General features: G+C 62.0%; 13 protein-coding genes. 5 read left to right on the forward strand and 8 right to left on the reverse strand.

The genetic code is table 11. The features are described from left to right. Positions 1-4 precede the first annotated feature (4 nt). From MLB1_RS24100 to MLB1_RS15520, 5 genes are all read left to right on the forward strand, one after another. Positions 5-1,969: an endonuclease gene (locus MLB1_RS24100; protein ID WP_255485959.1), complete on the forward strand. Its 1,965-nt coding sequence runs from the start codon at positions 5-7 to the stop codon at positions 1,967-1,969. 2 nt (positions 1,970-1,971) lie between these two features. Beyond that, positions 1,972-2,379 carry a hypothetical protein gene (locus MLB1_RS15505; protein ID WP_180750703.1) on the forward strand — a complete coding sequence of 136 codons (408 nt, stop codon included), beginning with the start codon at positions 1,972-1,974 and terminating at the stop codon, positions 2,377-2,379. Between the two features lie 25 nt (positions 2,380-2,404). Beyond that, positions 2,405-2,671, forward strand: a complete 267-nt coding sequence (locus MLB1_RS15510) for a hypothetical protein (protein ID WP_180750704.1) — start codon at positions 2,405-2,407, stop codon at positions 2,669-2,671. Positions 2,672-2,754: 83 nt separating this feature from the next. Then, positions 2,755-3,177 carry an immunity 63 family protein gene (locus MLB1_RS15515; protein WP_255485960.1) on the forward strand — a complete coding sequence of 141 codons (423 nt, stop codon included), beginning with the start codon at positions 2,755-2,757 and terminating at the stop codon, positions 3,175-3,177. A 155-nt stretch (positions 3,178-3,332) separates the two neighbouring features. Next, positions 3,333-4,037 carry a DUF4352 domain-containing protein gene (locus tag MLB1_RS15520; RefSeq protein WP_180750705.1) on the forward strand — a complete coding sequence of 235 codons (705 nt, stop codon included), beginning with the start codon at positions 3,333-3,335 and terminating at the stop codon, positions 4,035-4,037. Positions 4,038-4,101: 64 nt separating this feature from the next. Here MLB1_RS15520 and MLB1_RS15525 read toward each other — a convergent pair whose 3' ends face one another. From MLB1_RS15525 to MLB1_RS24110, 8 genes are all read right to left on the reverse strand, one after another. Next, positions 4,102-4,509 carry a hypothetical protein gene (locus MLB1_RS15525; protein ID WP_180750706.1) on the reverse strand — a complete coding sequence of 136 codons (408 nt, stop codon included), beginning with the start codon at positions 4,507-4,509 and terminating at the stop codon, positions 4,102-4,104. 96 nt (positions 4,510-4,605) lie between these two features. After that, positions 4,606-5,289 carry a DUF2625 family protein gene (locus tag MLB1_RS15530; RefSeq protein WP_180750707.1) on the reverse strand — a complete coding sequence of 228 codons (684 nt, stop codon included), beginning with the start codon at positions 5,287-5,289 and terminating at the stop codon, positions 4,606-4,608. Between the two features lie 23 nt (positions 5,290-5,312). Further along, positions 5,313-7,586, reverse strand: coding sequence for a NucA/NucB deoxyribonuclease domain-containing protein (locus MLB1_RS15535; protein ID WP_180750708.1), 2,274 nt, complete (start codon positions 7,584-7,586; stop codon positions 5,313-5,315). Between the two features lie 353 nt (positions 7,587-7,939). After that, positions 7,940-8,326, reverse strand: a complete 387-nt coding sequence (locus MLB1_RS15540) for a hypothetical protein (RefSeq protein ID WP_180750709.1) — start codon at positions 8,324-8,326, stop codon at positions 7,940-7,942. A gap of 63 nt (positions 8,327-8,389) precedes the next feature. Next, positions 8,390-8,953, reverse strand: coding sequence for a hypothetical protein (locus MLB1_RS15545; RefSeq protein ID WP_255485961.1), 564 nt, complete (start codon positions 8,951-8,953; stop codon positions 8,390-8,392). Then, positions 8,934-10,415 carry a phage portal protein gene (locus MLB1_RS15550; RefSeq protein ID WP_180750710.1) on the reverse strand — a complete coding sequence of 494 codons (1,482 nt, stop codon included), beginning with the start codon at positions 10,413-10,415 and terminating at the stop codon, positions 8,934-8,936. Before MLB1_RS15550 ends, MLB1_RS15545 begins: the two co-directional genes overlap by 20 nt. After that, positions 10,415-11,554: a terminase gene (locus tag MLB1_RS24105; protein ID WP_255485962.1), complete on the reverse strand. Its 1,140-nt coding sequence runs from the start codon at positions 11,552-11,554 to the stop codon at positions 10,415-10,417. The genes MLB1_RS15550 and MLB1_RS24105 overlap by 1 nt, the downstream gene beginning before the upstream one ends. A 98-nt stretch (positions 11,555-11,652) precedes the next feature. After that, positions 11,653-12,252 carry a hypothetical protein gene (locus tag MLB1_RS24110; protein WP_255485963.1) on the reverse strand — a complete coding sequence of 200 codons (600 nt, stop codon included), beginning with the start codon at positions 12,250-12,252 and terminating at the stop codon, positions 11,653-11,655. Between the last annotated feature and the right edge of the window lie 61 nt (positions 12,253-12,313).

Consider the following 12,313-nt stretch of genomic DNA (forward strand, 5'->3'; position numbering starts at 1 on the left):
TCCGATGTCATTTTCGCTGGCCGACCTCAAGCGCGCCAAGGTGGCGTCGTTTCGTGATGTGGCCGACGCGCTCGACGGTATGGCCACCGCCAACCGCGACATGCAACGTGGTGTGGCAGCGCTGCCGATCATGGGGGACGCCTGGAAAGGCGTGTCCGGGGACGCGGCCCACCATGAGCTCGACGGGCACGGTAAATACCTGGGCGGTGCCGCTGATGCCCAACACGGCGCAGCGGCAAGAGTCCGGCGTGCTGCCGATGAGTTCGAGGGTGTGCAACAGCTGCTCAAGAAGGTCGAAAACGATGCCGCCAGTGGCAAGTTCACGATCGATCTGGAAACCGGCAAGGTCACCCCTCCCAAGGGCGAGTACGACAAGAGCGAGTTGGACTATCTCACCAACACGTTGAAGCAGCTCCGTGCGGCCGGGGAGACCGCGAACACGGACTTGGAGGCGGCGGTCAAAGCCGCTAAGGAACTGCCGGAATCATCGAATGCTGGCGGGGCGTTGCCTTCAGTTCCCGCCGCCAAGGATCCGTCGGGGATCGCGGCCCGGTTGAAGGGGCTGGACGCGCCCAACCCAGACGGTGATCCGGGGGCAACCAAAGCCGCTGCCGCTGGCGCCGATACGCAAGCCAACTACAAAGACTGGTACCCGAAAACCGCCGTGCCCGGTGGCGACAAACCCATCGATCCCCGACAGTTGGGCGGTCTGGCCGCTGTGCCGGGTGTAGGCGATGTGCGCGACAAAATACCGCAGCCTCTACAGCGACCCGTGCTGCGCCCTGAGCAGGTCGAGCAATTCAAAACCGAGCAACGCCAAATACTGACCAAGATGGGTGTGCCCGCCGATCAAATCGAGCAGCGTGTCAACGCCGCCGCCGAAAACGCGCAAACCCCCCATTTCAAACCCGATGCGCCCTCTGCCTCACCGACCGATCCGAAATACATCAGCAGAGACTTCGGAGAACAGTTCAACAAGTTCACCAACAACATCAGCGACGGCGGGTCCAAAGCCGGTGATGCCATGCTGCAACAAGGCAAAGAGCTGACCGGACAAGCAGGTCCGGGCGCACCCGGTGTCGCCGAGAAGTGGAAAGACCTTGCAGTCAACACCGGCAAGGGGCTCTGGGACTACACCACCGCCACACCACAAGAACGGGTCGGGTGGCTGTCAGATGAAGCGCAACGCGCCGCCGATAACCCCGGTGGGTACATCGGAGAAAAACTCGTGCAGACAGCTGCGGGTGCAGCCACCGCCCCCATCGGTGGCGAAGCATTCGCCGGAGCACGCGCACTACTCGGAGACCTCCCCCACCACCTACCCGAACCCCACATTCCAGGCGCAGCACACGCGCCCACCGAACCACCAAGCGGTGCTCCTCATCCAGCGCCGGTTGTTGATCACCCAGCGCCATCTCCCTCGGTAGAACACTCCGGCGGCTGGAACCACTCCACGGAGCAATACTCGCCACAAGCCCCACAACTGGCATCCGATCTCAACAATGCGTTCGTTGGTGGTCACCCGACCGCGGATCTGGCCGGACAGGTCGCCGATCACGCCACCCACCACGCACCCGGTATGGGCAGCGCCGCCAACCCTGACCGTGTAGTGCTTGGCAAATGGGCTGGCGATGACGCTGGATACATCGGCGAAGCCAGACATAACGGCGGCATCTATTACGACACTGGAGGCGATGCCTGGAACGCTATTGGCAACGGGCTGAGTAGAACAGATGCCGATGCTCTCGGCTGGCAAGTCAACGAGCAATTTCTGAAAACTCAAATGCAGAACGGTATTCCACGCATCGACTACGTTGTCGAGGGCTCCAAGTTCTCCTCGATTCAGGACGTACTCCGCACCGACCCCAATTCGTTCTCTGCGAAGGAGATAAAGTATCTAATGCAGAACGCCCCGGCATACGGATATGAACGAATTGGCGACTCCTGGGTTCGAGAGGGAGGTAGATGATCATGGATGACGCGTTCACGGAAGAAGCCCAATCTATAGTCGGCCCTTTGCTTTCCGATCTCGGTTTTACGCTGGACGTGATCGATGACCATGTCAATGAAGGTGGAAGAACTGGCTCGGTTGTCTACTACCGGTCCGAGGACTGCAAGGTCCAGGTCTATCAATCCTCGCGCGAGGGCAGCGTAAATTGCATGATCGCGCCATTGGACGCACCCAATGTGTTCGGCCCCCAGGACAGATCCTTCAGCTGGCAGTACCTCACCAAGTTTGCCCCGATGCCCGAGATGTCCCTCGAAGAACTGGCCGAATCGGTGAGCTTCGAACCCAAGACCAGCGCTGAACAGCTGCAGTGGGTGCGAGACAACATCGCTAAGTATTACGAGGCAGCGCACCGCGGAATTCTCCTTTGAAACCCTGCCCTGAGATATAGAAGCCGTGACAAGATTCGAAGACGTCCACTTCTCTAAACCCGATCGGTACTCGATTGGCACGGAGACCGATTCCGGCCGGTACTACGTCTCCATACCCGTGAGCAACGGACTTGTTGACTATGAGGAGTATTACGCGATCGACACGGAGCAGTACAAACTGTTCCTGGACAACAAATCCGCCGCGATCTCCTTCGTTGAAGCGTGCCGACGGCACGAGCACGACGACCTGTTGATTCTGAAACCAGGCACTAATCGCGGTACGCCAGTCTAGGAGTCTGGACGCCGGATATTGTGAGCCCCTGTAGCGTCCGGCTTCTGCATGTCGGCCCAGTTGACTAGATGGGGGCGTATTAGATGACTACGGACCACCCATTGGGCGATAGATCCAGTGAGCTTCAAACCGAGGTCAATGCACTTTCAGAGAGGCTGGGCGTCCGGCCCTTGCCGGTCGGGATTCTTCGGAAGAATGACGATGTCAACATTTTCATTGATGAGGACGGCGCCTACCACTTCGCGTACTACGAACGAGGCAAGCTCGGCTTCGACAAGGTGGGCGGTCTGGATGACCTTCTCTACTGGTACTGCGAAGACATCGTCACGAGCGAAGCTTCAAAGCGGGTGGGTGACCGTAAGGAGCGTTTCAAGTTCGAGTACCAATGGCTAAGCGACTTTGACGTGAACTGGGCCAATAGGCGCGTGCGCGAGCTTGCTGCTCTCTTTCGCAATGGGCAGCCCGAGGATTTGGCGCTGCTTCCCGATATCGGCGAGCCTCTCTAGCTGGCAAGACCAAGGATCGATGACGAGATCGAACGGGTTCGCCGCCAAGGTCATCGACTTCTTGGCATAGACGCGAGAACCCTGTGCAGACGCTGTGAGCGCCGCGTACGCTTCCGTCGGTCAGGGGCATCGTTTCGAGGGGAAGGTCTTCACGAATGTCATCACCGCAGTCGGCAGCACCAGGCTGGTATCCCGATCCATCAGGCGCGCCAGGGCAGCGCTATTTCGATGGCACCAACTGGACCAACACGCCGCCCCCGCCCCCGGTAGCACCAGCGCCAGCACCCAAGCGGAGCCGGAAATGGCCATGGATTGTCGGCGGCGTTGTAGTTCTACTGATCGTTATCGGCCTTGCTGGCGGCAACAAGGAAAGCCAGAAGCCCACTGGCGCAACGCCAGCCGCGATTGCGCCACAGTCAGGTGGCAGTGCGGCGGCGCCCGGAGAGAAGTCGGCGCCGGGGATTGGCGCTGAGGTGCGTGATGGCAAGTTCGCGTTCGTGGTCGACAAGATTGACGTGGGTGAGAAGGTTGTCGGCCGCGATGACAATCAGTTCATGCAGAAGAAGGCACAGGGCGAATGGGCCGTGCTGTCGATGACGGTGACCAACATCAGCGACAAGCCCCAGACGTTCTTCGCTGACAATCAAAAGCTCATCGCTGGCGGCAAGACCTTCTCAGCGGATAGCACCGCATCGGCGTACCTGGGGGACACGTCACTACTGGCAGAGATCAATCCCGGCAACAAGATTGATGTTCAAATCGCTTTTGACGTTCCCGCAGGGACTGAGCCCGATCAGGCCAAGTTGCATGACTCGGCATTCTCGGGCGGTGTGACCCTCAACCTGAAGCGAACGGGCTAACCAAAAAAGGCAATCAGTCCCGCCCCTGAGTTGGTAGGCGTTGGGGCTGGTTGCATATCCGTGACTATCCGCCCGTATCCCATTGGCTCCGATTTGGCTGGGCGGCCAGTAGCGCGGCTGCGACCAGGGGAGCGTCGTCGATAGGCAGTCGTGAAGGAATGTCCACGATCACCAGCCGGCCGCGCCGGTCATCGATCCGCACCTCGCCGTAGGCCCACCCCTGGCCAGTGATCGGAATCCGAACTGTCCGGCTGCCGTATTCGTCGTTCTCAACGTTCGGCAGCTCGAGAACCGAGCACCCCTTGGTGTTGATCTTGGCCATGAGAGTCGATGAGACGTGACCGGCGATGTCTTCCTGCGTGTACACCGCGGCTTCGGTTTCGCCCTCGGCGCCAATGGTTTGCTTCCGGGTCAGGCCGAAGAAGTGCGGCATCTCTTCGATGATCTCGCGAATGGCCTTGTTGGCTTCCATTGGCCAGTTCTACGCGGTGGGTCCGACAGCCGGATAGTCAGCAAACCCAGTTTCGGGTGACTGATTGGGACAGATACGGACATCTGTGGGTGGCTTCTAGATACTCGCCGGTGAAGGGTTCCAGTCGATTGGATACCGATCTGTGTCTTCGAAGAAGCCCTCGTACATCTGCATTTCGCGGCAGATTTCCACCATCGGTATGGGTCGGCGGCTCACTTTGTTGATGTCGTGACCCTCGCGTGTCGTCGGCGGCGGTGAGAGTCCGATACCGACATCGGCTGGCAGGTTCTCGACGTCAGCTTTCCAGTTGGTCCAGCGCCAGTCCTGATAGAAGCCATCGACCTTGTCTGTGCACGTCAGCGCCCAGTGTAGGAAGTCGTAGTGTCCGAATCCGCAAGGCTCCCATTTGAGCGCATCGAATGGCCAGTAGTGGATTTCTCCGTTCGACTCTTTGATGCCGCCCCAGTCTGCGGCGAAGACCCCGCCGAGAATGTCTATGGCGCAAACCATTAGCCCGCTGCCTGTCATGTTATGCAGGCTGGGGAAAGTGTCGGTGCCGCCGCCAAAGATCTTGAGCCATCCGTGATCGGCAAGGATGCCGCCACAGTTGTAGGTGAGCGCGCCCGCACCAGAGCGCACGGTCACCTGTAGCAATTCAAGCTCAGCCTTGGCCCGCTCGTTCGATATCGGCAGAACCTTGTGTGCACCGCTACTGACCCACTTCTGGATTTCCGGCCAGGCTGGCTCATCGACATCGGTCAGCTCTTCAACCGTCCGCAAGGGCTTACTCCCGTCAATCGTTACTAGTGGCGGCCGGTGCGGCTGCGTTTGGCGCGGTTGCCCTTGCCGTTGCCCTTGTTGTTCTTCTTGCTGCCGCTGTTCTTGGAGTGCGAGCCGCTATCGTGCGAGCTGCCGTTTCCATTATGGGTGCTGGCGGTGTTCTGAGTGTTAGGACGGGCGCCATCCCGTGCGTGGTCACGGGTCTGGCTCGTGACCGAGTTATTGCGTACGGCTTGGTTGTCGCGCTGCTGGGCTTCGGATTCGGGCCGGGCGTGTACGGTCTGCGGCTCGCTGTTGTGCTGCGATTGCTGCTGGGCCACGCTGTTGACCGTCCGGGCACCCTGCAAGGCTTTGGAGCGCTGCGCCTGGGATGCCTGCTCAGCACCGGCCTGCTGCACCTGACGCTGTTCAGCCGGGGACGACGGTCGCGCGGGCAGCTTTGATGGCGACTGCGGTGAGGGCCGTGCCGCTATCTGCCTGTCGGCAGCGCGTTGATCGATGGCGCACGTGGCGCATCGAACCCTGCCGTCGTCGCCCCGAAATGCAAGGTTGAAACGGTCGCCTTCTCCGACTTGGTTCTTCTTATAGAAGCCGCCGATTAGCGGGCCTTCCCGGTTGCTTTCATCCCGCGGAACATATCGGACAGAGGAGCCCTCGCCGCCCTCGGCGGTGGACGCAAACGGGTACTCATCACGGGCCTTGCCGGTCTGAGTCGGTATGCCCCCCAAAGCGTCTCGACGCCGACCGGAAGTGTCTATGGGGTTACCCCGTGTCAGAGTGCTGGGCTGACCTTTCTCAATAGCATCAAGCTTGTGGTCGAAATGCTCAGGCATCGTGCCCGCGTTGTACACCAGGGAAGGGTTTTCATTGACGTGCCCGCAATCCATATGTGAGCAGGCCGGCAACGAAGTTGACGGTGGCGCGTTGGGGGCTTTGGGTACCTCGGGGGTTTTGGCGGCTGCGGCGACTTCTTGGGAAAGTTTGGTTGGGTCGGTGGCTGTTTCAGGGGTTACGCGGGTGACGGTGGCTGCCTCGGAGGCGATGTCGTCGGTACCCTTTTTGAGGCCTTGTTCGACGGCGTTCTCGGCGACATTTCCGATGGTTTTCTTGGTGAGTCCTTGTGGGGTGAGAGCGGCAACGATCTGCATCCCGGCCGAGAAGTTTTGCAGGCCCTTGTTATTGGGGTCCGTAGACGCGATGGCCTCGACGGCGATGGAGGTGTTGTTCACCGCGAGCGCAGCCTCGGTGAGCAGGCTGGCGCCGGGGGCTGAGCCCACCCCGGTGGCCATCAGCGCGGCGCCGCCGATGAGCATCGCCGACTGGGTGGGGTGTTCCTGCACGGTCTGCGATACCGCTTGGGCTTGCAGGGCATTGCCGTCGGCTTGGGCTGCCATTGCGCTGCCTAAGAAGTCTCCGGCCTTCTTGAAGCCGTTACCGACAGCACTCACGGCGCCGCCCACCGTGTCTCCGACATCGGACCAGCCGAACTGTGAGTACCCGTCACCCACGGCCAGCGGCGGGTCGACGTAGACCGGCCATGCGGTGGTGTCGGTGGGTGAGATGACTTCGGAGACTTGGTATAGCTGCGGGGCAACCTGTTTGGCCACATACGCCGAATAGACGATGTTCCCACCCGAGTCGCGGGCCTCGGCCGGGGACATCACCCCGAGCGTTTCTGCCTGCGGGGTGGCCCGGTTCAGTGTGAGGTGGCCGCTGGAGTGCATCAGCATCACCGTGTCGGCCGGGGTGCGCACAAACGTGGACACCGACCGCGCGCCGGAGGGTTCGTTGATCCGGGCCACGGTGCGGTAGCCGTCGCGGGTGTTTTCGGCCAGTAGGTCAAACCCTGCGCCAGCATCGGGGTAGACCATCTGCCCAGCCGAGGTGAGCTGGCCACTGCCCAAGTTTGCGGGTAGCACCATCTCCACGGCACCCACCGGGCTCTGAGACACCAAACCGGCGGCCGGGTTCACCGGCAGGCCTGCGGAGCGTTGCTTGCTGGTCAGGGAGGTGTCGAGTCCGGCGGCCGAATCTTGGAACGCTGTTGTCGCGGCTAGGCCGAACTGTTCGGCTGCCGAGGCCACCGGGGCGCTCGCCGAGGGCTGCACACCGGTGAGCGGGATCGCGACGGCCGCGAGCACCGCCAACGCCTTCACCGCCGAAGGCAACCTAGTTAGTCGAGCCTCTAGGAAACCTTGATCGAGGCTTTCGCGCCGACGTGTGGGCCATATCCGGTGGCATTCCCGCACGGAAATAAGCTTGCCCTTACCGGTGCGGAAAGTCTTCTTCTCGGACATAGCAAAGGAATGTACACCGTGATCATGACATGCAAAAGCCGACGTAATCCAGGGTTCTTGAGCATCTTGCCGCTGACAGTTCGGAAACAGTCTCTGAACTGTCAGCGATCTGCACAAACTTCGCTCAAGTGAGACCAGGCGCCGAGTGCTGGTGTGAGTAGTGGTTCATCGACAGGGAACTTTCCAGTTTCCTAGCCGCAAACACTGGACGGTCTACATGTGGGGCGCCGGTCCGGTGCGGGAGGTACTGGAAGTGCTCAAAAACGATGAGGGTGCCCCCGCGCTCGAACCAACGGGGGGGAGGTGAGCGCGGGGGCAGCCAGAACACTAACAGCGGATCGACAAATAGTTCGCTACAGCCGTCCTTCGAGCTGTTCGGGCAGTGGTGGCACCTCGCCGTTGCCGCCTCGGGTGATCCACGCACGTAGTTCGCGCAGGTGCGCCAGGGCGATGCTGAGTAGCTTGGTTTCGGTGTCGAGTTGCGCCCGGACCTTGCCGACTTCGGCGACGAGCGCGGTGACCCGGCCATCGACCAGGGCGATGGCGGCATTGTGGGCTTCGCGCTGCTCGGCCATCGCGGCTTTGAAGGTTTCGCGCTGCTCAGTGGCGAAGGCTTTCCAGTCAGCAGCGCCGTTGGCCTCCTTGCCGTTTCGGCGGTCCACCCACGACTTGATGAGTGTGCCGATCACTCCGCCTGCGAGCAGCCCAACGGCAAGATCAAGCCACTGATCGACGGTCACTGATCTGGCTCGCTGGGGCCGCTGGCTCGGCGATCCTGTGACAGCTTGAGGCCAGCGAGACCGCTACTGAGTAGCCCGACGATCATGGTGGTGTGGTGCCACGTTGACGCTGCGCCCGGTCACGCTCAAGGCCGACGCCTCCGAGGTGAATACGGCGCCGCGTGTGGCGAGCATCTTGCAGAAGTTGCAAGCGTTCGCCGAGGCGTAGCGCGCCCAGCGGGCGCCGACCTCGCGGGCGACGTTCTCAGTGACGGTGCGCCGGGACTGGTCGAAAATCGCCCGCGTCCCCGACCCCTGTAGGGAGTCGGTTGGCTTGCTCTGCGTCAACGCCCATCGGCCCGAAATGGCTAGCCCGTCAATCTCCGTCAGCGGCGCCGCCAGCGTGTCGAATTCCGGTGCCGTCGCCGACGCGGCCACCACCGGCAGCGCTTCGTACCACGTCTGCGTCAGGTCATTGGCCGCCGCCAGATATGGCGTGACCACATCCGGATACGCGTCGGTGACATAGGCCAGCTGCTCGGGCAATGTCAGTCCGGCGATGCGGGCCAACAGGTCTGTGATTTCGCTGCCGAGCTCGAAAGCCAATCGGGTCAGCAGCAGCTGGAAGTCAGCGGCCTCGGTTAGCATCTACCAGGTCCGGCTCCGCGCCCTGCGGGGGCGGGGGCACTTCTTGCACAGGTGAAGTCGCGAGGCGATCAATCAGCTTCGTTACCGTGCCCTGACGGCGCTCCTGCTCGATGAGCTTCTGGTCTCGCTCGGAGATACCGACCTCACGCATGGTCACCTTGGACTGCGCGTCAAGGATCTTTGATCCGACCAGCTTCGATGCGCGGTCAGCGTCCGATGCCGGTGTCGGGGTAGCCGGGTTGCACCAGTTCGGCGAGACGCCGGACACCGATGCGAAAGTCGCGGACGGGTCGCGGTGCTTCATGATCAGGTAGGCCACCTGGCGCCAGGCGCGCGTCCACATGCGCTGGCGCAGCAAGGCGCGCTTGACTAGTCGCGACTCAAGCACGCGCACCGCGGCAGCGGACGGCGGGTTGTCGGTGGAGAATCCGAGGTAGTTCCACGGAATCGCGGACTCGGCCGAGACGTGTTGCAGGTAGTGCTTGACCTGCTCGATATACGGCGTCGGCGGGGCCGGGGTGAACTGTCCGATCTGCGGCAGCGGATCGCCCGGATTCTCCGGCGCCGGAATGAAGTTCATGCGCGACATCGCGACGTTCCACTGCTTTACCAGCTTCTCGCCAGCGGAAGTGTGCTCGTCGATGCCGAACTGGGCGGGGTCAACGCCGAGGCCATACCGCTGTGGCGCGGTGTAGAACTCGCGGTTAATTTCCATGCCCAGCAGGGTCCGACCGATCGCTTCGGTTGCGTACCGGACAGGCGGCGTGATCTCGGAGCGCCCACGAATATCGGAGGGGCGCTCACGGTTCGGGAACTGAACCATCGGCACCACGCCGAGGTTGTGTGTGTCGCGCTGGACATCGACAGACCGGCCGTCGCTGCCGCGCGGCAGCGTGATTGTGGCCTGCGGGGTGTACAGCACCTCGGCAGTCACTACAGAGGTCACCGGGTCGCGGCGCTGAATCAGGCCAGCAGATTCGGTTCGGCGCCGTGAATCCCACAGCACCGTCGCATCCATGGGGGACTCAGCGCTCACCACCACGTCGGGCTCAAACAGGTCTGCGTCACCGGTACCAACACCGACGAAGCTCGTCCCACAGATCAGCGAGTCGACAGCCTGACGGGCTTGCTCAACGTCAAGAGCGTCGTCCCGGTACGCATCGTCCAGCACGGCGCTGTCGCCGCCCAGTACGGACCATCCGTCCCATTCGATGCGCTCAGCGAGCACGTCCACAACGATGCCGGGCGTTCCCACGAACACCTCAAGGTCGGCAAGGTGCGGCGGCACAGCGATATCAAGATTGCGGGCCTGATGCCTGCCTTCGTAGAGGGTGTATTTCTTCTCGTTGACCCGACGCGCCTGCCCGAGCTGTGAACGCATCTTGCCGAGCATTTGCGCCGCGGCCGCGGTGAGGTCGCCAGAGTCCATGAGGCGAGCCAGATCAGTTGACGGTGCGACCATTAGTACACCGCCTTTCTGCTTGCTCGTTTACGTGGCCCCCGGGTTGTAGCCCCAAGTACTGCAAGGCATCCCGATACCAGGGGTGCGATATTCACACTGTTGTCTGAGCGGTCCCAGCCGAAGCCGCCCGCGTCGCGGATGTTGCGCTTCTTGGCACCGGCAACCGCGTCGGTTACCGGCCCTTCGCCGTCATGAGTCAGCAGCGGCAAGCCGTCGTCCAGAAGCTCCGAATCGATCAAGTCGAGCCAAGCGCCGCACGCCTTCGTCATGTCCTGAGCGCCGGTCTGGCGAGCTCGGCAGCGCCGTGCCACCAGGTCTGGCAGCATCGCCGCCGCAGGGGAGGCCGAATCGATCAAGATGTCGACATTCTTCGATGTCTCAGCCAGCCAAATCTTCGCGGCCGCAACATCGAATCCGCTCCACACCTCTTCGACATGGACGCGGCCACCGTCGAGCGCCCACGCCGCCGAGATCGAAATCTCGCGCGCATGCGACATATCGACGCCGATCGCCGACGGCAACGCATTGGACTCCGGCCCAACGTCAATCGCCGAAGCCCACAAGCTCTTGGAGATGATCCGCTTGGTCCGCAGGATCTTGTCCCAGATGCCCAAGCCCTCGCGCAGAAACGACGCCTCGCCGAGGATCTTGCGCATACGTCGAACTGCACGCTCACTGACCCGACTCGGGAAGGCGGGAATGGCCTTGAGCCACTGCGCCCTGTCGTCAGGGTTGCAGCCACGGTCAGCCGAGAACTCGACGTACAGCGACTCACGTGGCCCGTCGTCGTCAAGCTCCGCGCTGTCCTCGCCATCGACATCGATACCAGCATCGAGACGCTGAGTCACGAAAAACTCGCTCGGGTCATCAGGTTTGGGCGGCGTGCCCATCGTCAGGATCAGCGGATTTCTCGCGACATTCGTCGACGGCGTCATGTCATCCAGGGCTTTCGAGGTGAGGATCTGTGCCTCATCGAAAATCAGGATGCCGATGTCCGGGAAGCCACGGCCGAAGCCGCGTTCGCGGGCGCCGAACATGATGACCGAACCGTTGGTGAAGATGATCTTCTCGTCGCCGGATCCGCTGTAAACCCGCTTGATGTGCGGCTTCACATTGGGCAGGTCGGCGATGGCCTGCATTGACTCGAAAGTCTCGCGGGCCGTCTTGAACAGGTGGGCGGTCCAGATGCACCGCAGGCCGGGGTATTTGATGCACAGCGAGAACGCAATCGCACCGATCAGATACGTCTTACCGGACTGCCGGGGATCGAAATCGTCGTGGTATCAGAGGCGTACAGGCCGTCCGGGCGCTTCGCCAAAATCAGGCGGCCCAGGTCGTCTTGCCAGTCGTCGAAGCCGATTCCGAGCAACCGGCAGATCTCGCAGATGGACGGCCACTCCGTCGACACCATGTCGTCCGGTGGGATCACATGGCGCGCCTTGGCGTACAGCGCAGGGACGGCAATATCGGTGCTGTCAGGGATCTTCGCGGCCTTCGCGATCGGGTCAGTGTCACCCGCCAGCTGATCCAGCGTTGCGATATCTTCGGCGATGTCCAGCAGGCGCTTTGACAGCGCCGCCAGATCGCGAATCGGAGTGCTTGCGTGGTCAACCGCAGTCGCCACCCGTATGCGTACTTTGCCCAGCAGCTCGCGGCGGGACTTGCGCGACTCGGGGCCGTCATCAAGGTCCCGCAAGATCTCCAGCAGGCGTTGCGACAGCGACGCCAGCTCGCGGGTGTTCGTCTCGGGGTCCAGCACGACCGGCGCAATGCGATCGCGCATCGACCCCAACAAGTCGGCCTGGTCACCCTCGCGGGCCGCCAGCATCACCGGCATTGACTAGACCTCGTCCGGTACCCACCGAATCGACGGCTGGCCGTCGACAGCGGTCACCTCG

This window comes from Mycobacteroides sp. LB1, from assembly GCF_013449725.1.
Taxonomy (GTDB): domain Bacteria; phylum Actinomycetota; class Actinomycetes; order Mycobacteriales; family Mycobacteriaceae; genus Mycobacterium.

What these genes read in the sequence shown, in the direction of transcription:
- MLB1_RS15535 (WP_180750708.1), bottom strand. Translation starts at nt 7,586, where the DNA reads ATGTCCGAGAAGAAGACTTTCCGCACCGGTAAGGGCAAGCTTATTTCC.
- MLB1_RS15505 (WP_180750703.1), top strand. Translation starts at nt 1,972, where the DNA reads ATGGATGACGCGTTCACGGAAGAAGCCCAATCTATAGTCGGCCCTTTG.
- MLB1_RS15515 (WP_255485960.1), top strand. Translation starts at nt 2,755, where the DNA reads ATGACTACGGACCACCCATTGGGCGATAGATCCAGTGAGCTTCAAACC.
- MLB1_RS24105 (WP_255485962.1), bottom strand. Translation starts at nt 11,554, where the DNA reads ATGCAGGCCATCGCCGACCTGCCCAATGTGAAGCCGCACATCAAGCGG.
- MLB1_RS15520 (WP_180750705.1), top strand. Translation starts at nt 3,333, where the DNA reads ATGTCATCACCGCAGTCGGCAGCACCAGGCTGGTATCCCGATCCATCA.
- MLB1_RS24110 (WP_255485963.1), bottom strand. Translation starts at nt 12,252, where the DNA reads ATGCCGGTGATGCTGGCGGCCCGCGAGGGTGACCAGGCCGACTTGTTG.
- MLB1_RS15545 (WP_255485961.1), bottom strand. Translation starts at nt 8,953, where the DNA reads ATGCTAACCGAGGCCGCTGACTTCCAGCTGCTGCTGACCCGATTGGCT.
- MLB1_RS15525 (WP_180750706.1), bottom strand. Translation starts at nt 4,509, where the DNA reads ATGGAAGCCAACAAGGCCATTCGCGAGATCATCGAAGAGATGCCGCAC.
- MLB1_RS24100 (WP_255485959.1), top strand. Translation starts at nt 5, where the DNA reads ATGTCATTTTCGCTGGCCGACCTCAAGCGCGCCAAGGTGGCGTCGTTT.
- MLB1_RS15550 (WP_180750710.1), bottom strand. Translation starts at nt 10,415, where the DNA reads ATGGTCGCACCGTCAACTGATCTGGCTCGCCTCATGGACTCTGGCGAC.